The sequence below is a fragment of the Pontibacter arcticus genome, assembly GCF_003284895.1.
GTDB lineage: Bacteria > Bacteroidota > Bacteroidia > Cytophagales > Hymenobacteraceae > Pontibacter > Pontibacter arcticus.
Window position 1 is genome coordinate 52,199 of the sequence record NZ_QMDV01000002.1, and the last position, 23,386, is coordinate 75,584.

Below are 23,386 nucleotides of genomic sequence, written 5' to 3' on the forward strand. Positions count from 1 at the left end.
TTACCCCTTTTCTTTGGAAACAACCTCAAGCAAGGTATACTTTAAACTCGACCCGTCAGCGGGCGGGTTTGCTACTTTCTCTATTTTTACTTTCAAAGTATAAATAAAGCCTTCCTGGTAAGTAAAACCTTCGATGTTGTTATAAAAAAGCTGCCAGTTATTGCTGCCAACCTGGTCTCTTTCCTGGGTCAGGTAACAAGAAAACACACCCTCTGCCTGGCACGTCTGTTTATAGGAGTTTACCCGCAACAGGGTTTCGGCCGGTGCTGCTTCCTCTTTTTTGCAAGCAGAAAAAGCTACTAAAAGACCAATCGAAAAAAGTGAATTTCTCATATCGTGATGCATACTGCCTGTGTGTTTCGGATTATTTTTACGATTTAATTTCCAGATCAAGTTGTCTTCCTTCTGCCAATGCCTTCTTATCCATGGCAGTGCCCACGGCGCTCCCGATGCCCAGCCCCAGCGGCAAGCCTATTCCTAAAAAAGCCATATTCCCTGATGTAAGCCCGAAAGCTACCCCTATTGGAATCCCAAAAGAAGCCATGCCTAATCCAAGCCAAATGTTACGGTAATAGGCTTTGGGTACAAGCTTCAGTTCTTTTTCAAGGGACCGGACCAGCCTGGCTTGCCTGCTTTTAAGTTCTTGCGCCAGCAGCTTGCCATCTTCCGGCATCGCGTTTAATGCTTCAACATCTTTATTGATGGAAGCAACCACATGTTCCGGCAATTTCCTTTTAGAGAGCTCTTTCAGCAGTGTTTCGTATTGCAAGTATGCTTTGCTGATTTTAGTGTCCTGTCCAAGGTCCTGCCGAGGTTTTAAGGTGCTGATTTCCATAGTTTACTTATGAGCAAGTATAAAGTACTTTAGTTGTCAGGGCCGATATAAGTTTATAGCTCCCTATTTGAATTTAAGGTATAAGTCGTTGCTTGCAGCATACTTAAAAGAAAGCAATATAAAGTATAACCCCAAAGGCTTACCGAATATAACATTTTTACAGTATAGAGTAGATATTATAGTTGCGGTATTTTCCTCTTCGAAGTATAAATTTAATAAGCGGCTTCTGTCCTTCTGTGAATTAGTATACATGAGCGATTAAAAAGCCTTAGCCACAAAAAAGGCGCTACCAAACTGATAGCGCCTTTCTCTGTCATTTATACTTGTTTAGTACTGGTCGTAGTTGTTTTCTCTGTTGTTCCGGAAGGTGCGTTCACGGTTTCGGCTCTGGATATAGCTGGCATCGTGGTCGCTGTAGCCGCCACCCGAAAAGCCGCTTCCACTAAAACGCTGATTAGAAGATGGATTACTTTGGGTATTAAAACTACCAAAGTTGCCATCGCGCGAGCCATAATCGCCTCTGGATTGGTTGCTGTAGCCGTATTGGCTCTGGTTTCTGCTTTTGTATGGGTCTCTGGAGTAATCGTTTTCCTTGAAGCTGTAGCGGTGTTGTGCCTGCGCACCCTGGAATCTTCGTTCGTTGTCGGAGCCATATAAATCCGGGTTAGAGTTGAAGCCCATATCGCTGCCGTGGCTGTCAGAGTCGCTTTGGTAGCCGTACGCGCGGTGCTGGCCAGTACCGTAGCCACTTCTGCCTGCTTCGCGTGGGTGGCCCATGCCACTATCAAAATCGTGGCCCGATGAGCCGGAAGTATAAGCGCGTTGTGATGAGTAACCGCCCCGGTCTGAGCCGAAACCTTGCGCGCCGCCGTAACTGCCCATATTGCCCTGGTTACGCGATGTGCTGTACGTGCTGCCATGCAGGTCGTGGTTGGCTACGTTTCTGGAGCCAGCGCCTTCATCTCCCTGGTTTCCCCAGGTGCCCGAATATCCTTCGTTGCCATAGCCACCGTGAGCTGCCGAGCCATAATCATCGAAGCGGTAATTGCTTTCCTGTTCCGGAAAACGGTAACGCTCCGACCGGTTGGTACGGTTCGAATTGCTCTGGTTATGGCGGTCAAATTCTGATCTGTTACTGTTCATAGCTTTTAAGTTTTGTAGGTTTAGAATAATGGTTATCCTTTTACTAAACGAAGGCAAAAGGCGGGGGTTTAGGCTTAGGCCTTAAACCTTATGTATTTATAAGTATCTGCCAAAGTATAAATGAAAGTAAAGTATAGAATTATAAAAAGGAAAATCAGCCTTATTTAAAGCTTTTAAGCTTCCCGGTTCGTATTTTACAACCATCACCCTTTTAACTAAGTAAAAGTTTTTATTGCGCATGTGGTACATTCCGGTACCTGCTCAATTTGCACGGCACCCCGCTGTGTAATTTTTCTTCAGATCAAAAAGGAAGTATAAAACTGAAAATAAATAGCATCATGGCTAAAGTAATAGAGTTACAGGGTGGAATTCATCAGCAGGCTGCGCATGATTTTTACCAGCAGGCGCTTGAGCTGCTGCAATCCAGCAACCAGGATTTTATGGTGGGCGGCGGGTTTGCACTCCGGTTGTATACCGATATCATGCGCGACACCAAAGACCTGGATGTGTTCTGCAAAGCCAGCGACATGCCCCGCATTTTAAAGCATTTTGCTGAGAATGGTTTCGATACGGAAGTAACCGATGCGCGCTGGCTGGCCAAAGTAAAGTTGGGCGAGCACTTTATGGATATCATCTTTAACAACCCCGGCAACCACTGCGCCGTGGACGACAGCTGGTACGAGCGCTCCACCAAAAGCGAACTGCTGGGCATAAAAGTACGCGTTATTCCACCCGAAACGCTTATCTGGTCGAAGTTGTATGTGCAGAACCGCGAGCGTTACGATGGAGCCGATATAAACCACCTTATACTTCGGTACGGCACCAAACTCGATTGGAAATGGCTCTGGCAGCACATGGATATCCACTGGCATTTATTGCTGGCGCAGTTTCTTTCGTTTCAGTTTGTGTACCCATCCGAGCGAGAACTGATACCAAAATGGCTTTTCGATGAATTGATACTTCGGGCCAAAGAGCAGTACGATATGCCGACGCCTTTAGAGAAAATCTGCCTTGGCCCGCTTATCGACCAGACCCAGTATGCCCCCGATATTACCGAGTGGGATTTTAAAGTAGTAACCATGAGATCAGTGTAAACTATGACGGAAGAGCTAACCGACCCCCGACCAACCACCAGAATTGCAGCCGTAGGCGATATCCACGTACGCGAAAACGACCAGGGTAAATGGGAAGAGTTTTTCAGGCAGGCATCGCAACAGGCCGATATACTTTTGCTGTGCGGCGACCTGACCGACACTGGCCGAATTGCCGAAGCCGAAATACTGGTAAAAGAACTGAAAGCCTGTACCATACCAATTGTAGCCGTGCTGGGTAACCACGATTTTGAGCGCGATAACCAGAAAACCATCCGCAAAATGCTGATCCAGGAAAATGTGCACATGCTGGATGGCGACCACATTGTGATCGGAAATGTTGGGTTTGCCGGCGTGAAAGGATTTGGTGGTGGTTTTGACCAGGGTATGCTGGGTATGTTCGGCGAAAAGATGATCAAGAATTTTGTGCAGGAAGCCGTAGACGAATCCCTCAAACTCGATGGCGCGCTGGCCCGATTGGATGGTGAGTATACCGATATCAAGAAGATCGTGCTGCTGCATTATGCACCTATCAAAGCAACCGTAGTAGGCGAGCCCGAGCAGATTTTTCCATATTTAGGATCTTCCCGTTTGGCAGAACCTATTAACCGCCGCGATGTGGTAGCCGCTTTTCATGGGCACGCGCACATTGGTACTTTGCATGGCGAAACCTCCAGGGGCGTGAAAATATTTAATGTATCGCGGCCTATACTTTTGCGCGACGGCTACGAAACCGGTTTTTATATTTTTGAAGTATAAACCTATACTATACATGATAAAACGGGTAGCAGATGTAAGATTTGCTGCCCGTTTTTTTTAAGAATTGTTCATACTTTAACGCTTTTTAGCGTTTTAAATAAAATTGTTTTGCTGCCCTTGCTGCGTGTTTTCACCAGCAAATCCTGGCTAACCCGCCATTGTCGGTGAAAACACCAACAATGGCGGGTTAGCCAGGATTTGCTGCTCGTTTTTGTTTGAGACTTGTTTATACTTTGTAATTCAGAACCGGCATCTTAATTTCACTTCTGATTAAACAAGAATGTATGGTAACAATATTTCATAATGCGATGTGCAGCAAAAGTCGCGGCACCCTAGACCTTATCCGGAATGCGAACGAAGAAGTGCAGGTAATAGAGTACCTGAAAACACCCCCTACCAAAGCGGAACTTACTGGTATACTAGCCAAACTTAACCTGAAACCCCAGGAACTGATCCGGAAAGGGGAGAAGGTGTACAAGGAAAACTATGCCGGCCAAACTCTGACAGATGAAGAGTGGCTAGACGCAATGGTGCAACACCCCGCCCTGATCGAGCGGCCTATTGTGGTTAAAGGTGATAAAGCTGTGATCGGGAGGCCACCCGAGAATGTATTATCCATACTTTAAAGAGGCACACTGGCTTTCATACTTTAGCCCTCTTTGTACTTTCCCAAATGTAGCAGCGCAATTCCTATCTTTGGAAAAATTTAAGTATGATTTGCAACATTTAGAACATACTCTAAAAAATATTGAATCATTAGTATGATTTTTTAAAGTATAAATAACTGAAATCAAGCTATTTATACTTGTTAAGTCGATCTTTTTAAGATAGCTCCGGGTTTAGGAAAGAAGTTGGCATGTATTTTTATAGGTAGCTGGTACGCTGCTGCTTTAAACAAGTATTTACAGCCAAAAACTGAACTGCCACGCCATGAAAATACTACCTTATAACCTGACCTCATTAAACGATCAACTTACCTTAAAGCTATTTTGTTCTACAGAGCTTTTCAGTTTATATATCAATTATGTGCACCAGGTAACGGCTTTCGTGTGGCACAAACACACCACAAGCCAGCAGTACAAACAAGGCATTTTATGGCTGAACGAAATCGTTTTAACAAACAACATTAAAACAATTCTGATAGACGCTACCGATGCACATGAACTGGGGCATCAGCAGTACGACTGGACCTTGCAGACCTTTGCCAAGTTCCAGGGTACATCAGCCGTACAACGCGTGGCGCAGATCTTAAACCCTGATTTTTCTGAATCGGATAACGAGGTAGAAGCTTCGGCAGCATCTACGGCTTACCCGCTTGAGTTTTCAGCGCAAACTTTCCATAAAGAGTCCGATGCCGTTCGCTGGCTTTTAAACGAGCGAATTTTTAGTGTGGCATAAGTAGTAGATCTACTACACAAAAAAGGCCTTCCGTTGCTGTAAACGGAAGGCCTTTTTTATGGAATATTAACTATACTTTAAAAAGGATAGCCAATGGCAATGTTAAGTACCATACCTTCTTCGCCTCCAAATTTAGGTTTGAAATTGCTTAATACGTTCTGCTCTCCTTTGGGTAGATATGGTATTTTTACAGGTATACCCAGGTCAAAACGGATAACAAAGAAATCCACATCAACGCGTAAACCGAAACCTGTACCAATTGCCACATCATTTAAAAAATTACTCGCTTTAAACACACCGCCCTGCCGTTCAGGTACTCCTTTCTCATCCAGTGTTTCGTTGGCCAGCCATACGTTACCGGCATCCACAAACACTGCACCTTTAAAGAAGCCGGCAATCGGGAAACGATATTCTATGTTTGCTTCAATTTTTATATCGCCTACCTGGTCGAAGTAGGAGGAAGCCAGCGAATCAGGAATATTGTAACTGCCCGGACCTATACTTCGGGCCCTGAACGCGCGGATACTGTTTGGCCCACCCACCGAGAATTGCTTTACATACGGCAACTGCGATGAGTTGCCATACGGCATGCCAATACCTACGGCCAAGCGCGTTACCAGCTGGCTTTCTTTAGTTAAGTTAAGGTAATGCCGGAAATCGTTTTCGAGGCGGATGTATTGCGAGAACGGCTGTTTGGCAATAGTTCTCGGGAACTCGTCTGTGCCTTTTGGCGTGCCGCCTAATGTTTGTAAGGCATTCAGTATATTTCCGGAAAGGTCGAGGGAGGTATTGTTAAAGAAATGGTTCGTTTTACCCTCGATCATCTGGTTGCTGTACGTAACCTGGAAAATCGACCCGATAATAAACTGGTTTTCGAAGCTGCGTTGTAAGTAAGGCCGGTCACGAAGGATGGTGTCAAAATCGGCCGTAATGCGGCCAAGTTTTACATATTGTAGGTTAATAGGCGTGGCATCGAAAGTCAGCGTTCTTTTGGGGCGCCAGTTGTAGCCGTAGCTTGCGTTAAAAGAGTTCATCTGGTAATACTGCACCCTGTTCAGGAAACTGAAACCAGCTGAAATTCTGGTTTTCGGGACAAACTCTGTACGGAGGTTGCGCAGCTTAAACGGAGAAACAATGCGCGGAAAAGTTAAGGTGCTCTGCACACCTAATTCGTAAGAAGTAAGGCTGGCGTTTCCGCTTGAAGATTCATCTTTTGTTTCCACATCTTTGCCGCGGCCACCACCAACAGAGTTCTCCAGGTTACCGGTAAGTTCTACACTCAGCAACTCAGAACCCCGCAAGGCATTCCGGTTCCGGAACGAGACAGTAATGCCCGGCCCCGCAAAACCATTCGATTTATTGACCATCCGGGCTTCGGCCTGCAATGATTTTTTCAGGGAAGGCGTCAGGTAAATAAAGGCATCCAGTTTGCCCAGTTCGGTCGTATCACGCTCATACTGTACATTCACAAATTTGTAGGCTGGTAAGCCCATCAGCCGGTTCACGGTTAGCAGGTGGTCCTGGCGGGTATGGATGCTGTCTTTCTCCAGGAAAACATTGCGAAGCAGGTACCGTGCTTTTACATAATCCTCGTTAGGCAGGTAATGGTAGCCCCTGACGTGAATGGTATCCCGGGCATAAAGGGTATCGTTCAGTGTGTAATTGGCAAAAATAAAGACTTCATCCAAAGTATAAGGCCGCAGCGCATAACCCGGTACATCCTTTTTTAGGCGTAACAACACATCAGCCTGCCTTCCGCCGGAGGTAGTATCCACACTAAAAATCAGGTTTTCGGGGCTGAAGTAGTAATAGCCCATTTCTTTCAGCTTCTGATCGATGCGTACGCGCTCGGCCGTCATTTTGGAAAGCTCGTAGGGCTCGCCGGGTACTAAGAGTGAGCCTGCCTTTATCCCCTCGATGGCCTGTTGAATCGGCAACGAGTCGCTGAGCGTATATTCTATTTTGCGGATGCGGTAAGGCTCACTTACAGTAGCTGTCCAGTCGATGGTGGCCATTTTCTTGTTAACCGTGGTTGCGCTTTCAACGGTATTTACAAAATAGCCTTTGTTGTGCAGCCTGCCGCTCATTACGCCACTGATGCTGTTTGTATCCACTGCAGAAAGCAGCACCGGTGGTTCACCGAACTTAGTCTGGATCCAGTGTTTCAGTCCTTTTTCTTTTTCGGTATAGAAGGCGTTGTAGATCCATAGTTTAGGGCGCAGGCCAAGTATGGAAGCGTTGGGCTTGGGCCTTACGGTGGCTGTTAACTCAGTCTGTAGCTCGCTGGTACGATTGCTGCTGTCGCGCTCATCGTTGATCTTAACCTGGTAACCGGCAAACAAAGCATCTCCTTCGGGTACTGTTTTGGTACTGCTGCAACCGGAAAGTATACTTGCGGCAGCCAGCAAAAATACCAGCAACGGCGCGTGTAAACGGTTTATGCAGTGTTTGTATGCTATCATAAAGTATAAAACTACTTAGCGTGTAGACTGGCTTTTAATATTTTCTTCTTCGCGGCGGATGGCATCTTTTCGTAACTTGGTTTCCATACTTCTGAAAAGGTCTGAAAAGTTATTGTACTCGCGCTGGTAAATAAGTGCAGCGCCCGTTGCCCGTACGTCGCCTTCAAAATCTTCGTACTGGTTGCGCTGGAATGCCTGTACACGCAGCCTGCCATCAGCCGTAAGAGAATATTCTACGGAAATGTTACCCCCGAAACCGCCCATTTTATTGTTGGCCTCTCTTTGTCCTTCCAGCCCGATGTCGCTGCCTACTCTTACGGTCAGGCGGTCGTTCAGGAATTGCTGGCGGAGCGCTACATTCAGATCGGTGCGGCCTTGTGCCGAGCCGGAAGAATAATCCTCATAAGAATCAACACCCAGTTCCAGACCCAGGCCACCGGCGTAGCGGTTGGTCAGGTTGTTAAGCTGGTCGGTCATGGCGCCGCTTATGCTGTTACGGGCCGAGGCTGCAAAGCCACCACCCGAACTCGCTAACGGATCAGGCGCCATAAAGCGATTGAGCACCAGTAACGCGAAAACCTGTTTGTTCATTTCGGATTCGTCCTGGCGCAGGCGGGCAAGCGCTGCTGTTACTTCGGTGCTTACACTTCCCCGCTCTTCTTCAGGCAACCGTATATCGAAGCCGATCTCCGGTCTCAGCAACTCACCTGATAGGTTAACAAAAACCTGGAAGGGTACCTGGTTGCGTAGAGAAGGATTATCTGTGTTATTTGTTTGAGAAGCAACAAGCTCCATAGGTGCCGTTTCTACGTTGTAGATGGCGCTGATCTGGAAATCGGCCTGCATCGGGTCGCCTTGCCAGGCAATGTAGCTGCCTTTCGCAATATCCAGCTCTCTTGATACGATATCGTAAAAAGCCATGCTATACTTGCCGTCTGTAATGGTATAGCGGCCTGTCATGTTCATTTGCCCGTTTGGAAGAATTCCCACATATAGCGGTTCGGCTGTTCCGCGCACCACTAAATTATCGCCTGTAACAGGGTCAATTATGATCGTGATCGGGGTGGCATCTGTTACGTTTACTTCTACATCAATCTTAGCACCAACAAAACCTGAACTGGCTGAATCCTGGGCTTCCATCCCTAAAATAGCTGAAAGCGAATCGTTCAGGGTTACAAATTCCACGATGCCCTCCCTTCCGGCAGCGCCGGCCTCATCGGCAGGAACAACAGCCGTAAAAGCGGAGCCATCCAGCACATTCACTTCTATATCCATCACAGGCTCCAGCATAGTACCCGTTATTGTGGCATTGCTCCCGATATACACTGTACCATAGTAGAGGTCATTGTCTTTGGCAGTGGAGTTCATGGCCAGGAAACGGTCTGTTTCGGCGCGCAGATCAAAGCGATAATCCATGTAATTCTGGGTTAGCACATTGCCGTTAATGGTCAGGTTCTGGCCCAGCGAATCGGTTATGGTAAAGTTAGGGAAGTTGATGCCCTGCTCGTTAAATACCAGTCGTTCGTTTTGCAGGCGGTACAGCGAGTTTAGCATACTGACGTTGAACTGCGCCTGGTTAAAGTTAAGCTGGCCTAAAATGTTCGGGTCGTCTAGGGTGCCTGTAATCCGGAGTTTTCCGTTCGCGTTACCGCCCATATCTTTCACCATGCCCATGGTAAAGCCCTGCAAAGAGGCCAGGCTCAGGTTAGCGACATTGGCATCCAGGTTTAGTAAACTGGCATTCGGCTGTGCTTCGTAAAAACCTGTTATTGTTAGCTGGTTTCCGTTTCCGGTGAGGGCTGCATCCAGGTTATAGCGGTTAGCTGTGGCCGAGTTGGCTTTCAGGGCAATGTTGCCTACCGGCACCTTCTGGAAAGTGAAATCAGTTACATTGATATCCGAAGTGAATGCGAGGTTACCGGCCATCAGGTTCTCTACCGTGGCGACGCCGTTTATAGTCCCATCAACCAGGCTGTCCTGTTGCTCAAAACTCTGCATCAGGTACCCGATGTCGAAATTGCTGAACTGCGCCTGCAACGGTGCAGCAGGCGAAACAGGGCCGATGCTGTTAAGCAGTATAAAACTGTTATCACGCTGCAGTTTGATGTTGTTGGCATAAAGCAGGTTGGTATCGAACTGTAAGTAGTTGTCTGCTGGCACTGTCCATTTATCGTAATTGATCACGAGCTGGTCCGGGTTAAACACGAAGCGGTAGCCCTGGCCCAGGCCATTTAATAATCCACCCAGCACAAAGCGTTCGCGTCCGTTCTCAGGAGCCATAGCCAAACGCGTGGTGATGCTGTTATCGCGGGCAGCCCCGCTAAGCGACACATTTCTGGCCTGCAACGAAGGCGAAAGTATGGCACCCAGGCCCAGGTTATAAGCCAGTTGATCTTTATCGCCGTTAATGCGCAGGGTCAGGTTTTGCAACGTATAATCGGTATACTTTATACTTCCGAAGCCGCCCTCTACACGCATCTGTTTGGTAGCGGCATTGTACGTACCGGCCAATGGGGCAGAAGGGGAGAGCTGTTCCAGGCCAGGCACAAACGCTTTTATCACTTCGCTGTTCTTCAGTAAAATGCTAAAAGTAAAATCGCCGAGGTTGGTATTGGCCGGATAAGGGGAATCGGGCTGCAGGTCGAGGTAATTTGAGAAATGCTTTTGCAAGGCAACTGGCAAGGTGCCCAGGTCGTTTCCGAAGCGCAAGTCCGCATTCGCGATGTTAGACTGTAATCCGATCAGGGTGCGGTCGCCGGGCTGCTGCAAGTTTAGCCGCAGCGAATCGATCGGATAAGTTACCTGGTTCAGTTTTACTAAAACATCCTGACCTTCCAGAATACCACTTATACTTGCTGCATCGGCACCGCTCATGTTGGCTGCAATTCTGCCTTGCACTTCCAGCGGTTCGTTGTAAAAATTCAGCTTCTGCAGGTCGGCTTCTCTCAGATCGAGGGTGAAGTTATACTTTGGGACATCCGCATTACGCAAATTAAAATCACCGTTCAGCGTAAAATCCAGGTTCTGGTCTCCGGACACCGCATTTACAGTATACAGGTTCTGGTTGATAGTGGCGTTCAGGTTGATGTTGTTGTAAGTATAGTTATTATACTCAGCCTGTTTGATGCTGGCTTTCGCAACGGCCTGCATGGTTTCCGGGGCAAGTCCGGTACCGCGAACAGTGGCATTCATGGCAATAACACCAACGCCCAGGCTATCGGTAAAGAGTTGGGCCATGTCTATCCGGTTGGTGCTTACGGTTGCACTGAAAGGCTCACGACCGGAAGGGCCGGGGTTCATATCTACTACTGCATTCAGGTTACCCACAGAAGTCCGGATATCTGCTCTGGCATCGAAGGCGGTCATGGTGCCGGTATACTTGCCGGTCAGGCTCATGTTGTTGGGTATTCTGATGTTAGGAGGTACCGTGCCTGCAGGCAGCAGCGCCATCACATCGGTGCGGGTAGTGGCAAAGCGGTTAATGTTCAGGTCGGCAAACAGTTTATCCGGGTCCATGGCATTTTTAATATTGCCGCTTACCGCTATGTTCGTGCCTTTTAAACCTGATACCTGCAGCTGTTGTACCTGTATATTATCGAGCCTGCCTGTCGCTTTACCATCTAATTTTACAGTAGAGCCAGCTATACTTCTGAACGACGGATTGGAAGCCAGGTCCGGGGCAAAGTATAAAACATCCTGCATCCCGATGCGGGTGTTGTCGATATCCAGGTTTAGCGTAATCAGGTTGGGGTTATCGGCAATTGTGGTAAGGGATGGGTAGCCAATGGCCAGGTCCTGAGCGATGCGGCTGTTGCCGGTCTGCAGATCGAGGTTGGCCAGGCGTGCACTGGTGGAATCTACGGTTATATCAGCGTTAAAATTATTTACCCGGAAACCGCTTTTTTCCTGTAGCTTAAGCTGGTTCAGGGCAAGGCCCATTTTGCTCTGGCTATACAGGATATCTTCCGCGTTAATCTCTACATTGCTGAACTGCAGGTGGTCGTAATCCATGCCGCGTTGGAGTGGGGCAGCATTAAAATTATCGAACTTCACATTTAAGCCGGCAATATCCAGGTTGTTCAGGTTAAGTACCCAGTTTACAGGCTGGCCCTGCGTGGCTTCCACATCTTTATCCAGTTCATCTACCGTTTGGGCCGGGTTTACGGCAAGCGAATCGGTGGGCTTATACTTTTCCTGTTTGTATATAAGGGCCGTGTTTTTGAGCTCAAACTTATCCAGGTCGATGCGGGCGTTCGGTACATCAATTTTATCTGCCAGCAACTCCGATTGCCCTACTTTCAGGTCGATGTACTGGTCAGCGAGTTTGTTGGCATAGTGTACTTCGATATTATCCAGGGCTACGCGGTTCAGGCCAAACTGCATCTCAATGGGCTCCGATTCGGAAGGCGGTGCGATCTTGGTTTGTTCAAAATCGATGCGGGTATTACTCAGTTCTACTTCATCTACCAGGTAGCGTTGCCCTTCCAGGTCAAGTTCATCCATGGTGGTAACCAGCTTGCCGATGCGGCCTTTGATCCAGTTTCCGCCTGCTTCATCGTTATAGCTCAGCTTAATATTCTGCAAACTGATCAGGTCGAGGTTAATCTTCAGGGGCGCTGCCGAAGTATCTACAGGCTGGGCGGTAGTGGTGTCGGTGGCAAACGCATCCAGTATAAAATCATAGTTGGTGGTGCTGTCCGATTTTACATGAATGTTGGCGGTGGCCTGTTGCAGATCCAGTTTACTGATGTTTACTTCACCCTTCAGGAGGGCCAGTATTTTCATGTCTACGCCCAGGCGCTCGCTGTACCAGAGCGTGTCCTGCTGCTGGTCTTCGAGGTATACTTCCTTCAGCACAATGGCATTGCGAAAATCAGTGGTGAGGCCACCAATCTCGACGCGTGTGTTCAGGGTGTTGGCTAAATACGATGCGCCTTTCTGAGCCAGAAAGTTCTGAACTTTCGGGAACTGCAGTGCAATCACAGCAACCAGCACAATCCCGACCAGGGAAATGAGCAGCCACATCAGCACTTTCAGGAAGACTATTCCGATATGTTTTGGAGAAGCGATAGTTCTAAATATTAAAATTTGCTGATTTGCCTTACGTAAATTCAGGGCCAAGGATAGACTATAGCGCTAAAAATTGTGCTTTTTTTCATAAACCTCCTTCTTTTAAAAAAGCCGGTTTATACTTTTATGTACGATCCTGACGTGCTTGTTATCCTTATACTTACAGATGATGGAAGTATGAGTACAAAAAGATCCCGGCTTTATGCTTGTTGCCTGAAGTATAAAACCGGGATGGAAGCCTGGCCGAAGTGTTGTAATATAAAATTTATATTTCCTGTTCGAGTTCTTTATACTCCGGGTGGCGCTTTACATAGGTATCTACGGCAGGGCAGGAAGGAATAAATTTATAGCCTTTGCTTTTTACAAATTCCATGCTTGCCTTCACTAATTTATCGGCTACGCCTTTCCCGCGCTGGGGCTCCGGTACGAAAGTATGGTCCAGGTCCAACACGCCCTCCTCTGGGTAAGTATAGGTTAACTCGGCTTCGCCTTCTTCAAATTCAATATAAAAACGTAAGTCTTTTTCGTCGTGGATTACCTGCATAAGTATAGTTTTTTATATCGCTATACGCCGGGCTGTAGCCAGAGTTCAGGAATGTGACGGACAGATAAGGGAGACTAAAGAGGGTGGGAGCATTAAATTTCGCTTAAATCTTAACTATAGGCCCACCGATCATCGTACTGCTTTTATACTGGCTGCTACATGGCCGTAATTTTTTCAGAAACATGATCTGATAGAATGATTAGACGCAACAAAACACCCGAAATTGAGACGGACGTAATTTTGATCGGAGCAGGCATTATGAGCGCTACGCTGGGCATGCTCCTGAAACAGCTCGAACCAAACCTCAACATCCAGATATTTGAACGCCTGGATACAGCTGCCGCCGAAAGCTCGGATGCCTGGAACAATGCCGGCACCGGCCACTCTGCCTTCTGCGAACTGAACTATACGCCAGAACAACCAGATGGCACTGTTGATACAAAAAAAGCGGTCGTGATTGCCGAAGCCTTCGAAACATCCAAGCAGTTCTGGGCTTACCTGATCGAAAACAACATACTTAGCCTGCCCGATTCGTTTATAGAGCGCATCCCGCACATGAGTTTTGTCTGGGGACATGATAACGTAAACTTCCTGCGCAAACGCTACGAAGCCCTCACCACCTGCCATCTTTTTAAAGGGATGGAATACACAGAAGACCCTGCGCTGTTGCAGGATTGGATCCCTTTGATGATGGAGGGCCGCAACAACTCGGAACCGGTAGCCGCCACCAGAATGGATATTGGGACGGATGTTAACTTTGGTGAGCTTACCCGCTGCATGTTCAATCACCTGAAAGACCAGGAAGGCGTTACGATGCATTTTGCCCATGAAGTGCGCAACCTGAAAAAAGAAGAATCAGGGAAATGGCGTGTAAAAGTAAAAGACCTGAAAACCGGCGAAAAGCGAAGAATACATGCCCGGTTCGTGTTTATCGGCGCAGGTGGCGGCTCTCAATATCTGCTCGAAAAATCGGATATACCGGAGAGCAAAGGTTTTGGCGGTTTCCCGGTGAGTGGGCAGTGGCTGAAGTGTCTGAACCCGGAAGTGATTGAACGCCATCAGGCAAAAGTGTACGGAAAAGCCTCGGTTGGTTCTCCACCTATGTCGGTACCGCACCTGGATACACGCATGATCAATGGCAAAAAAGAACTGCTCTTTGGCCCATATGCCGGTTTCTCGACCAAGTTTCTGAAAAAAGGCTCTTTCCTGGATCTGCCTCTTTCTATCAAACCAACTAACCTGCGGCCTATGTTAGCAGCTGGGATTAAGAACATCGGCCTGACAAAATACCTGGTAGACCAGGTGATGCAATCGCCGGAAGACAGGTTTGCTGCCCTGCAAGCCTATTTCCCAAAGGCTCAACCCGAAGACTGGAAACTCGAAATTGCGGGGCAAAGGGTACAGGTTATTAAAAAAGACCCGAAACATGGCGGCGTACTGGAGTTTGGGACGGAAGTGGTGACAGCTTCGGATGGTTCATTAGCTGCGCTTCTGGGGGCATCGCCGGGTGCATCTACGGCTGTTTCTATTATGCTTGACCTGTTAAAGCGCTGCTTTATAAACAAAGTAGATTCTGTGGAGTGGCAAACCAAACTCAAGCAGATGATTCCGTCTTATGGGCAATCGCTGGGCAAAGACGCCAGGCTGCTGGAGCAAGTTAGAAGCCATACTTCGCAGGTTCTGAATTTATAAAGTATAGAAACTCAGATAACATAAAAGTGCATCGCCGGCCGGTAAATTCTCTCAGAGATACCGCTGGCGATGCACTTTTTTAATGGTTAAGAGACGATGTTAAGGTGTGTGTTGCAGTAGTTTTTTTAATCCGTTTTCAGTTGCCCATGTGTCATGGCAGGTCGCTGTACAGGTAACATTTCTAGTTACAAAGCAACCCGGGCCGACACCGCTTAGAGCTGTCTGAAAAAGGCAAAGCAGTTTTGTTAATTTTCAGTAAAAAAGAGGCAAAGTCGAAAAGCGTAGTGCGTAATAGGGCGCGTATTGCTTCTTAAGCAAAGCTGCGGATTGCAAAAGGATGTCCCAAACGATCATAAATCACCTGTTGTTCGCGGGGAGTTATCAGACGGTTGTGCAGCTCAATTCCTTCTTTTTTTAGCCAGTTATACAGGGTCTTACGTGTAATTCCGTATTCGTCGGCAATTAATTGTCTTGTTTTTACACCGCTTTTCATTTTGTTGTTGTTTTAGTAGGTGAGTATTAGTTTTATTTTGGTTCGGAACCGGAAGTAGTATCCGGCAGTATTAAGCGCTACTGTGTTTACTTGAAAAACTTATCTCCTGGTGTTATAAATTTAACCAAGCCCTATGTTTGCTTTAGCTATAAATCACATTATAGTCTTGTCAATAAGCTACTTGTAATCAGCTTATCAAATATAAGTAACCTCCAATTCAAAAAAAGGGAAACTTTTCATAAAAAGTAACATGATGTTTTGGGCTAATTTTAAGGGAAATAAAAGCTTAACGCTATTTAAAGCATGTTTGTTTCTGTATAATGTGGTTAATAAGTAACATTATTTCAAATAAAAATTCATGCTTATTTTCTGATTTTACAGCAAGTAAAAGCACTGATAATCCGCAGCAACTAAAGTTGCCGGTACTTTTGTCTCAATATTTGTTTTGGGAAATTAGAAAAGCCCTGAATAACACCCGGAAGTATACTTTGTAGCGTAACTTTATGAGTCGGCTTAACCTGCTTTGGTTTGCCCAAATGGCAGATCAAGCAAATCTACGTTACCACCTGATAAAAGGATGCCAACTTTCTGGCCTTCGAACCGGCCTTTTTCAATTAACAGTGCAGCCAGGGCAACGGCGCTGGATGCTTCCACAATGATTTTCATGCGTTCCCAGATCAGGCGCATCGCTGCTATAATAGCTGCTTCCGAAACCCGTATAATTTCCTGCACATGTTGTTGGATGATCGGGAAATTACGGTCGCCGAGTTCGGTGCGTAAGCCATCTGCAATAGTGTTAGTAGCCGTATTGGTTTCAATGCGACCCGCTATAAGGGAGCGGTAGGCATCGTCTGCGGCCTCAGGTTCGCCGCCAATTACGTCGCAGTTATTTCCGAAATAGTGCGCCGCAAGCGCTGTACCTGCAATTAAACCGCCACCACCCACCGGCGAGAAAATAGCGTTCAGGTTTGGGTGGTCTTCCAGCAGTTCGAGCGCTGCAGTTCCCTGGCCAAGTATAACTTCATCCTGGTTGGAAGGGTGGATGAATGTAGCGCCATACTTTTGTACCAGGTCGGATGCGGTTTTTTCGCGTGCTGCTAAGGTCGGTTCGCATTCAATGATGTGCCCGCCGTAGCCGGAGACTGCATCTTTTTTAACCTGTGGCGCTGTGCGCGGCATTACAATATAAGCAATAGTGCCTACCTCGCGCGCAGCCAATGCTAAGGCCTGCGCAAAGTTGCCCGACGAATGTGTAACCACGCCTCTTGCCCGTTGCTGTGCTGTTAGTTGCAGGATGGCATTAGTCGCTCCTCTGAACTTAAAAGCACCCATTCGCTGAAAATTCTCACATTTAAAGTATAAACTGGCTCCCGCCAAATCGTTGAGCAATTGGGAGGATAGTACGGGTGTGCGGTGTATATAAGGAACGATGCGGGCTTGGCAATCAAGCAGATCCTGTTTCAGCATAAAATTGGATAATAAAGTTTAAACTAAAATACGAATAAGTTGTAAGTTCTGAAACGGCTGATGGTTTATACTTTATAATGAGACAAGTACAGGCAAGTTTAGAAGTATAAAAGCAGTTGCTTTAAAAGATTGTTAACTTTGAAGGCCGTTATTAAAGAAACATACTTTGAACCCGGCTTACGTTTAAGATTTCTATGAAAAGATACCTATCCGTTTTAGTTGTTCTGTTTTTGTTTTTTTCAGCGTGTAAAGAAAGTGACAGCCCATCGCCTTATAACCTGAACGGGTTGTGGGAAGGAAGCCATACCTTAACCAGAACAGCAGGCGAGAATTGTGAAGCCGAATTAAAAGCAGACCAGTTCCGGATGATCTGGCGCGTGGATTTCCGGGATACCCTAACGGCAACTGAGCAGCAATATTCTGATTTTTCGAAGCGCTGGTTTAACCTGACCACAACCTGGCGCGGCACCGTAGCCAGCGATTCTGTGGTGCGTGTAACCAAGTATTACGACAGTGCATGCAACACATTGGCTAAACGGGATTCCGTAGTTTTCAGGGGAACTGTCCGGTTGCAGGAAGGGTACCTGGTTTTAAATTTAGCTGGCAACGAAATACGCTGTACCACTACCGATACAGTTTCCTGTGCTTATACCAGCAGCTACCAGATCCGGAAAAAAATCGAAGAATAACAAAAAAGGCCCGGTTCTATACCGGGCCTTTTTGTTAAATATACTATGGTTACCAATCGGAGGCTTGTTTGCGGTGTTCTATAATACGGAAGCTTTCCACCATCTTAATTGCCTCCGGTATATCCTCTGAGAACATCGTGATAAAAGAGCCATCCGGGGCATATTCCAGGGCATATGCCAGCGCGCGGGCTTCCTGTTTTATTTCCCGCGGCTCCAGCTCCGGTTTCACTGAAAAAATACCTTCTTTTAGTAAAGAGTTAATTTCTTTGCCGGTTCTGCCACGCAGGTCTTTGTCCTGCCGGATAATGATCTTATCAAATATCTCGGCGGCCAACTTGCCTACGGCCCGTATATCTTCATCGCGCCGGTCGCCTACGCCTGCAATAATACCTATTTTAACCGGAGCCTCTACGTTGCGCATAAAATCAGCAATGGCCTCCATACTTGCTGTGTTGTGTGCATAATCAATTAACACATCCAGGTGCGGTAGTTTAAACAGGTTCATGCGGCCCGGCGTTGTTTCGGAAGAAGGCAGGAACGTACGCAAAGCGGTTTTGATCTCGTTCACTTCCATATGAGACGTATAAGCTGCCAGCGTAGCTGCCAACACATTTTGTATATTAAATCTGGCTTTTCCGCCAAAGGTCAGCGGTACATCCGCTACGCGGTCTACCCGAATCTTATAGGTGTTTTTAAAAATAGAAATGTACCCATCTTCCAGCACAGCTGCTAACCCGCCTTTGGCAATATGTTCTAAGATGCGGGGATTGTTTTCATTGAGGCTGAAGTAGGCTATTTTGCAGCGCAAGCCGGTTGCCATTTCGTAGACCAGGTCGTCGTCTGCATTTAAAACAGCATAACCTTCGGGGCAAACGGTTCGGGCAACCACCACTTTTACGCGCGCCATATCTTCGAGCGTGTTGATATCGTTGAGGCCCATGTGGTCTTCGGATACATTTAACACAATTCCGACATTGCACATCGTAAAAGCCAGCCCGGAGCGTAACATACCACCGCGTGCACATTCCAGTACAGCGTAATTTACGGTTGGGTCTTTTAAAACGAACTCGCTGCTGTAAGCGCCTGTGGTATCGCCTTTAATAATTTTGCGGCCTTGTATGTAAATGCCATCTGTGGTTGTGTAACCTACTTTATACCCTTTAAACTGCAGCATATGCGCAATCAGGCGCGAAGTAGTTGTTTTGCCGTTGGTACCTGTTATGGCTACAATCGGGATACGCGACGGCTGCCCATGCGGGAAAAGCATATTTACGATGGGTTCTGCAACGTTACGCGGTAAACCTTCGGTCGGGGAGATATGCATCCGAAGGCCTGGTGCGGCATTCACTTCAATAACGGCACCTCTTGTTTCGGGCAACGGAATGGCAATATCGGTGGTCATCACATCGATGCCGCAAATATCCAGGCCAATAATGCCTGCAATGCGTTCGGCCATCAGTACGTTGTAAGGGTGTACAATATCGGTTACATCGGTGGCGGTGCCGCCTGTGCTAAGGTTGGCGGTGGTTTTTAAGTATAAAATTTCGCCTTTCGGAAGTATGGATTGGAGCGTTAACCCTTTCTGGCGAAGTATGGCCCTGGATAGTTTATCTATTTTAATGAAAGTAAGCGCTTTTTCGTGCCCAACACCGCGTCTGGGGTCTTTGTTAACTTCGTTTACCAGTTCTCTTATTGTTGAGTTGCCATTGCCGGTAACCATGGCGGGCGTGCGCTTGGCGGCGGCAGTAAACTTGCCATTAATAACGAGCAACCGGTAATCCAAGCCTTCAATAAACTGCTCCACCATAACTGATTGGGAGTAACGCTGTGCTTCTGTCAGACCCTTCAGGGCATCTTTCCAGTTGTTGATGTTCACGGAAGCGCCTTTGCCCTGGTTGCCATCCAGCGGTTTTGTTACGATCGGGAAGTCCAGTTCCTCAATAGCCTGCTCCAGTTCAGCCACATTCCGGGCAATGGTGCCACGCGGAACCGGAATACCTGCTTCTTCCAGAATTTCTTTGGTAGCGTTTTTATCACCGGCATGTTCTACAGCAAAAAAGGACGTACTGCTACTCATGGCAGCCTGTATATGCCGCTGATGTATACCGTACCCCAATTGTATAAGCCCGCGCTGCTTGTTCTGGATGTAGGGGATGTTGCGGTTAACGGCTTCGGTAACAATGGCTTCGGTGCTTGGCCCGAAATACTCATCTTCGCGTATCTGGTGCAGTTTGGCTACATCCTGAATGATGTTCACTTTCTCGCCACGCGCCAGGCATTCGGTTATTTTTACGGCTGCTTTAACGGCATATTCACCGGCACGCTCTTCCTGGTAAGATACTACAACGTACTCGTGGCCAGGCTCATTTGCGGTATAACGGCGCCCATACCCGCTTTCCATCCCAGCCATTGTTTGCAGCTCGAGGGCAATATGCTGCACCACTTTGCTAAAGGATGTTCCTTCCTGGATCAGCTTAAAGAAACCACCTTCGCTACCCACTGACGCGCGGTGCAGGTACATCTCGGGGAAAAGTTTTTCGAGTTTTTGTGAGAGGTTGGGAATGTCTCTGGTGGATGCCTCTGCGAGGTCTTCCAGGTCGAGTTTGAGTACGATGATTTTAGGATGCTTGATAGACCAGTAGTTTGGCCCCCGCATTATTTTCAGTTCTATGATTTTCATCTTTCAGGTCTGTAAAACTGATTAGCTGAACAGTTTTGCTTTAAAGAAGGAGCTGATAGAATAAGATATTTAGAAGCATCTCCAACTAGAGAACTATACGCAGTAACATTTTTAAAGTAATAAGTAAAGGCCTGATTTATCAGTAAATAAGTATAAAAGACTCGTGGGCGTAAGTATAAACTGACCAGGGTTACAAGTATAAAATTTAAATCGGCCGATAATAAAAAAGCCGTCCATACTTTTAAAGTATGGACGGCTTTGGGAAAGAAGTATAAAGTTATACTTTACTTGGCAGGATACCAGTTGCGTAACCGCACATCAATCTTCTTGTTAGAGGTGTTTACCAGTTTTTTAAATTCTTCCACATCACTGAAGCCATCTTTGCCTCTGAAGTGGTACGGATAAACAATGCCCGGTTTAAAAGCCAGTACGCCGCTTGCCGCCTGTTTCACATCCATAGTATACGGTAAGTTCATGGTCACAAAAGCTACATCTATATTTTTAAGCGCACGCATTTCAGGAATATCCTCTGTGTCGCCTGACAAATAGATCGTTTTACCACCTACCAGCATCAGGTAACCGTTGCCGCGGCCTTTCGGGTGCATCGCATCAGCGGCTTCGGGCAGGTTATACATAGGCACGGCGGTAAGCGTAATGCCCAGTTTCTCGGTTTTGGCACCGTTCGCCAGTACGGTTGTTTTGGCTTTCATAGCTTCCGGAAGCTTGTCGGCTACGGCTTGCGGGGCTACAATCACAGCTTTTGAAACATCTATACTATCCAGCGTGCTCATGTCCAGGTGGTCGCCGTGAATGTCCGTGATCAGGATCAGGTCGGGTGCTGCCATGCCTTTAAATGCCGCCGCGCCGCCGTATGGGTCCACGTAAATGGTTTTGTTATCCCAGGTAAAAACAACCGTACCATGCAAAATTGGCTGAATAGTGAGTTCTCCTTTTTTGGTTGCCAGTTTATCCGGTGCGGCCAGCTGGGCCTGTGCACTTAAAAACGTAAGTGCGAGTAGTAATGTGAAAATAGTTTTCAGTTTCATACGTGTTATTTGTTTTGAAGTATAAATAGTAGAATTCCCGTTCAGATCAACTTAAAAAACGACCCTGCTTTGTATTAGTACGGATTAAAACGAATCATATAGCACTGTATTAAATGAAACAATGCGCGGTAAAATCCGGAAAATATATACGATAACAGTTTTCGCTTTGGAGCGTTGCCCTGGGAGAACAGGAAAGTGCGGATTTTGTTAAAAACAAAAGGGCTCCTACGTATAGGAGCCCTTCATTGTGTGATCAGTTTATAAAACCTTTCAACTTTTAGCCGTGCAAATATACGGAGCTTATTTCTGATTTGTTCTCCCTTTTCTGAAAATAAACTAAAAATTTTCCAAAAAAGTGGTTTAATAATAATAGTAAATTGATTATCAGTATGTTGTATTATTTTATGATTAAGCAATAACACAGGATGTTCTGCAGTTACATAGTTTTATCGGGCGTTTATATAGTATATCTAATACCACATGTATCTAAACAGTAAATTAACCGTTGAAATGCTAGTTTATGCTTTACCACGTCCAAACCGGGCATTACAAATTTCGCGTTAATACAAGTATAAACTTTGGAATATGTTTTGCTTTGTGCATCTTAAACAGATAATCCAATGCAAGGCTTTCACTCTAACTTTATTTCATGTCGCTAAAAAAGTATAAAAGCCATACAAGTTACCTGCTGCTGGGTATGCTGCTGCTATCCGGTTGCTTCGAAAAAAAATCAGCTAACCAGGAAACAGAGCCGGCTGCCACTACAGAACAAACACCGCAACCGGAACCAATTGCACCTGCTGCAGATGAAAGTATGGAAACCCCGGTTAGTGCTCCGGATAAAGTGGATGTGCAGGTTTACCTCGAGATATCGAACGGCATGAAAGGTTTTATGCCGCAAGCCGCTGCCGACAAAGAGCCAACCGGTTTCCAGAGCAAATTAAACAAGCTGATCTCCGAAGTGCAGGACGGCCGTTACGTGGTCAGTAAAAGCTATTACCTGGCCAAACAGGATGCGAAAGGTAACCCGGTACTGGATAGCGTGAGTTACCAGACCATGAAAGGCACTATAGTAGGTGGTATAAAAAGTGATGTACTGGGTACGCCGTTGCCTGCCATGCTGGAAGTCGCTTTAAAAAACGCCGTTTCGCAGAATGCCGTCAGCATCATCGTTTCTGACTTTATACATGGACCGGACCCACGCAAGCCTGAGCAATTCATTTCTTTGGATTCTGATATCCGCAGCAGCCTGAAGCTGGCTGAGCAGAAAGGGTTGGCCATTGCCGTATTAGCAGATGCTTCCGAGTTTTATGGTTCGTACCATCCGGCTGTTAAAAAACCGGAAATTAAGCGCACCCTTAACGGCGAGTTAATACCTTATTATATATGGGTGATCGGCAAGCAGCAGGAAGTACAGGTGGTTACCAGTAAGGTTTTACGACAGCTTCCAGCGCAGCAGGCATATTTTGGCTTCAGTTATACTTCGGTGCCGTTTAGCGCGTTACTCAAATCAAAAACATTTAAGCCGAACGGTAATGTATATTGCGCTTCGCGTACGGCTGAAGTTTGCAAAAGTATAAATCTGCTGCCTGAGAAGAACGTACCGGTTGAGTTTACAATTGGCCTGAATTTGAACAACCTGCCGCTATCGATGCAACAGTCGACTTACCTGAAATCAAACCTTAAACTAAAGAACAACGGCATCAAGGCAAGTATACTTTCGGTACAAGCGGCCGACGAAAATACCAAAGCAACACCGGAACTGGCAAAGTATAGCCATTTTGTAAACCTGCAGGTGCCGCAACTTACCGCTTCGTCCGGGGCAATATCGTTACACTTACCGCAGCAAACACCTAACTGGATCGCAGCCTGGTCTACCACAAACGATAACAACCCGGCGGCGGCTCCTAAAAAGACGTACCAGTTAACCAAAATAATCGAAGGCGTATACGCCCTTTACCGCGACCGGAGCGAAGACGTTTTTCAGGCAACCATACAATTTAACAAAGCAGACTAA

At 46.7% G+C, this 23,386-nt stretch carries 17 protein-coding genes; 7 read left to right on the forward strand and 10 right to left on the reverse strand.

Translation table 11 applies throughout. The features are described from left to right. From DP923_RS05530 to DP923_RS05540, 3 genes are all read right to left on the reverse strand, one after another. On the reverse strand, positions 1 to 333 hold the full coding sequence (locus tag DP923_RS05530; RefSeq protein ID WP_207801943.1) for a DUF4377 domain-containing protein: 333 nt from the start codon (positions 331 to 333) through the stop codon (positions 1 to 3). A 37-nt stretch (positions 334 to 370) separates the two neighbouring features. Beyond that, positions 371 to 835: a hypothetical protein gene (locus DP923_RS05535; RefSeq protein WP_112304869.1), complete on the reverse strand. Its 465-nt coding sequence runs from the start codon at positions 833 to 835 to the stop codon at positions 371 to 373. 327 nt (positions 836 to 1,162) lie between these two features. Beyond that, complete coding sequence (locus tag DP923_RS05540; protein ID WP_112304870.1) at positions 1,163 to 1,978, reverse strand: hypothetical protein; 816 nt, start codon at positions 1,976 to 1,978, stop codon at positions 1,163 to 1,165. A gap of 338 nt (positions 1,979 to 2,316) precedes the next feature. Between DP923_RS05540 and DP923_RS05545 the strand changes: the two genes are divergently transcribed. The 4 genes from DP923_RS05545 (at position 2,317) to DP923_RS05560 (ending at position 5,226) form a co-directional block, all read left to right on the forward strand. Next, the gene (locus tag DP923_RS05545; RefSeq protein WP_112304871.1) at positions 2,317 to 3,072 is read left to right on the forward strand and encodes a nucleotidyltransferase; all 756 of its coding nucleotides are present in this window, start codon (positions 2,317 to 2,319) and stop codon (positions 3,070 to 3,072) included. A 3-nt stretch (positions 3,073 to 3,075) separates the two neighbouring features. Further along, positions 3,076 to 3,828: a metallophosphoesterase family protein gene (locus DP923_RS05550; RefSeq protein ID WP_112304872.1), complete on the forward strand. Its 753-nt coding sequence runs from the start codon at positions 3,076 to 3,078 to the stop codon at positions 3,826 to 3,828. A gap of 284 nt (positions 3,829 to 4,112) precedes the next feature. Beyond that, positions 4,113 to 4,454: an arsenate reductase (glutaredoxin) gene (gene arsC, locus DP923_RS05555; RefSeq protein ID WP_112304873.1), complete on the forward strand. Its 342-nt coding sequence runs from the start codon at positions 4,113 to 4,115 to the stop codon at positions 4,452 to 4,454. Between the two features lie 304 nt (positions 4,455 to 4,758). After that, positions 4,759 to 5,226, forward strand: a complete 468-nt coding sequence (locus DP923_RS05560) for a hypothetical protein (RefSeq protein WP_112304874.1) — start codon at positions 4,759 to 4,761, stop codon at positions 5,224 to 5,226. Positions 5,227 to 5,303: 77 nt separating this feature from the next. Here the strand turns inward: DP923_RS05560 and tamL are convergent, their stop codons facing one another. The 3 genes from tamL to DP923_RS05575 form a co-directional block, all read right to left on the reverse strand. After that, the gene (gene tamL / locus DP923_RS05565) at positions 5,304 to 7,688 is read right to left on the reverse strand and encodes a translocation and assembly module lipoprotein TamL (protein WP_112304875.1); all 2,385 of its coding nucleotides are present in this window, start codon (positions 7,686 to 7,688) and stop codon (positions 5,304 to 5,306) included. A 15-nt stretch (positions 7,689 to 7,703) separates the two neighbouring features. Further along, complete coding sequence (locus tag DP923_RS05570; RefSeq protein ID WP_125047647.1) at positions 7,704 to 12,809, reverse strand: translocation/assembly module TamB domain-containing protein; 5,106 nt, start codon at positions 12,807 to 12,809, stop codon at positions 7,704 to 7,706. A gap of 214 nt (positions 12,810 to 13,023) precedes the next feature. Beyond that, positions 13,024 to 13,302 carry a GNAT family N-acetyltransferase gene (locus tag DP923_RS05575; protein ID WP_112304877.1) on the reverse strand — a complete coding sequence of 93 codons (279 nt, stop codon included), beginning with the start codon at positions 13,300 to 13,302 and terminating at the stop codon, positions 13,024 to 13,026. Between the two features lie 195 nt (positions 13,303 to 13,497). Here DP923_RS05575 and DP923_RS05580 point away from each other — a divergent pair, with 195 nt between their 5' ends. Continuing rightward, positions 13,498 to 14,994 carry a malate:quinone oxidoreductase gene (locus DP923_RS05580; protein WP_112304878.1) on the forward strand — a complete coding sequence of 499 codons (1,497 nt, stop codon included), beginning with the start codon at positions 13,498 to 13,500 and terminating at the stop codon, positions 14,992 to 14,994. A gap of 310 nt (positions 14,995 to 15,304) precedes the next feature. On the opposite strand, the gene DP923_RS05585 is transcribed toward DP923_RS05580, so the two are convergent. Further along, positions 15,305 to 15,487, reverse strand: coding sequence for a helix-turn-helix domain-containing protein (locus tag DP923_RS05585; protein WP_112304879.1), 183 nt, complete (start codon positions 15,485 to 15,487; stop codon positions 15,305 to 15,307). Between the two features lie 513 nt (positions 15,488 to 16,000). Continuing rightward, positions 16,001 to 16,954, reverse strand: coding sequence for a pyridoxal-phosphate dependent enzyme (locus tag DP923_RS05590; protein WP_207801944.1), 954 nt, complete (start codon positions 16,952 to 16,954; stop codon positions 16,001 to 16,003). Positions 16,955 to 17,148: 194 nt separating this feature from the next. Between DP923_RS05590 and DP923_RS05595 the strand changes: the two genes are divergently transcribed. Then, positions 17,149 to 17,643: a hypothetical protein gene (locus DP923_RS05595; RefSeq protein ID WP_112304880.1), complete on the forward strand. Its 495-nt coding sequence runs from the start codon at positions 17,149 to 17,151 to the stop codon at positions 17,641 to 17,643. Positions 17,644 to 17,692: 49 nt separating this feature from the next. On the opposite strand, the gene cphA is transcribed toward DP923_RS05595, so the two are convergent. Further along, entirely contained in the window at positions 17,693 to 20,323 is a 2,631-nt protein-coding gene (cphA, locus tag DP923_RS05600) for a cyanophycin synthetase (protein WP_112304881.1), read from the reverse strand. A gap of 284 nt (positions 20,324 to 20,607) precedes the next feature. Beyond that, a complete protein-coding gene (locus tag DP923_RS05605) occupies positions 20,608 to 21,369 on the reverse strand; it encodes an MBL fold metallo-hydrolase (RefSeq protein WP_112304882.1) in 762 nt (253 codons plus the stop codon). 649 nt (positions 21,370 to 22,018) lie between these two features. Here DP923_RS05605 and DP923_RS05610 point away from each other — a divergent pair. Then, positions 22,019 to 23,386 carry a hypothetical protein gene (locus DP923_RS05610; protein WP_112304883.1) on the forward strand — a complete coding sequence of 456 codons (1,368 nt, stop codon included), beginning with the start codon at positions 22,019 to 22,021 and terminating at the stop codon, positions 23,384 to 23,386.

Excerpts from the sequence above, each read along its gene's own strand:
- DP923_RS05575 (WP_112304877.1), bottom strand. The coding sequence starts at position 13,302 with ATGCAGGTAATCCACGACGAAAAAGACTTACGTTTTTATATTGAATTT.
- DP923_RS05610 (WP_112304883.1), top strand. The coding sequence starts at position 22,019 with ATGTCGCTAAAAAAGTATAAAAGCCATACAAGTTACCTGCTGCTGGGT.
- DP923_RS05595 (WP_112304880.1), top strand. The coding sequence starts at position 17,149 with ATGAAAAGATACCTATCCGTTTTAGTTGTTCTGTTTTTGTTTTTTTCA.
- DP923_RS05530 (WP_207801943.1), bottom strand. The coding sequence starts at position 333 with ATGAGAAATTCACTTTTTTCGATTGGTCTTTTAGTAGCTTTTTCTGCT.
- DP923_RS05535 (WP_112304869.1), bottom strand. The coding sequence starts at position 835 with ATGGAAATCAGCACCTTAAAACCTCGGCAGGACCTTGGACAGGACACT.
- DP923_RS05560 (WP_112304874.1), top strand. The coding sequence starts at position 4,759 with ATGAAAATACTACCTTATAACCTGACCTCATTAAACGATCAACTTACC.
- DP923_RS05580 (WP_112304878.1), top strand. The coding sequence starts at position 13,498 with ATGATTAGACGCAACAAAACACCCGAAATTGAGACGGACGTAATTTTG.
- DP923_RS05545 (WP_112304871.1), top strand. The coding sequence starts at position 2,317 with ATGGCTAAAGTAATAGAGTTACAGGGTGGAATTCATCAGCAGGCTGCG.
- tamL (WP_112304875.1), bottom strand. The coding sequence starts at position 7,688 with ATGATAGCATACAAACACTGCATAAACCGTTTACACGCGCCGTTGCTG.
- cphA (WP_112304881.1), bottom strand. The coding sequence starts at position 20,323 with ATGAAAATCATAGAACTGAAAATAATGCGGGGGCCAAACTACTGGTCT.
- DP923_RS05590 (WP_207801944.1), bottom strand. The coding sequence starts at position 16,954 with ATGCTGAAACAGGATCTGCTTGATTGCCAAGCCCGCATCGTTCCTTAT.
- DP923_RS05550 (WP_112304872.1), top strand. The coding sequence starts at position 3,076 with ATGACGGAAGAGCTAACCGACCCCCGACCAACCACCAGAATTGCAGCC.
- DP923_RS05540 (WP_112304870.1), bottom strand. The coding sequence starts at position 1,978 with ATGAACAGTAACAGATCAGAATTTGACCGCCATAACCAGAGCAATTCG.
- DP923_RS05605 (WP_112304882.1), bottom strand. The coding sequence starts at position 21,369 with ATGAAACTGAAAACTATTTTCACATTACTACTCGCACTTACGTTTTTA.
- arsC (WP_112304873.1), top strand. The coding sequence starts at position 4,113 with ATGGTAACAATATTTCATAATGCGATGTGCAGCAAAAGTCGCGGCACC.
- DP923_RS05585 (WP_112304879.1), bottom strand. The coding sequence starts at position 15,487 with ATGAAAAGCGGTGTAAAAACAAGACAATTAATTGCCGACGAATACGGA.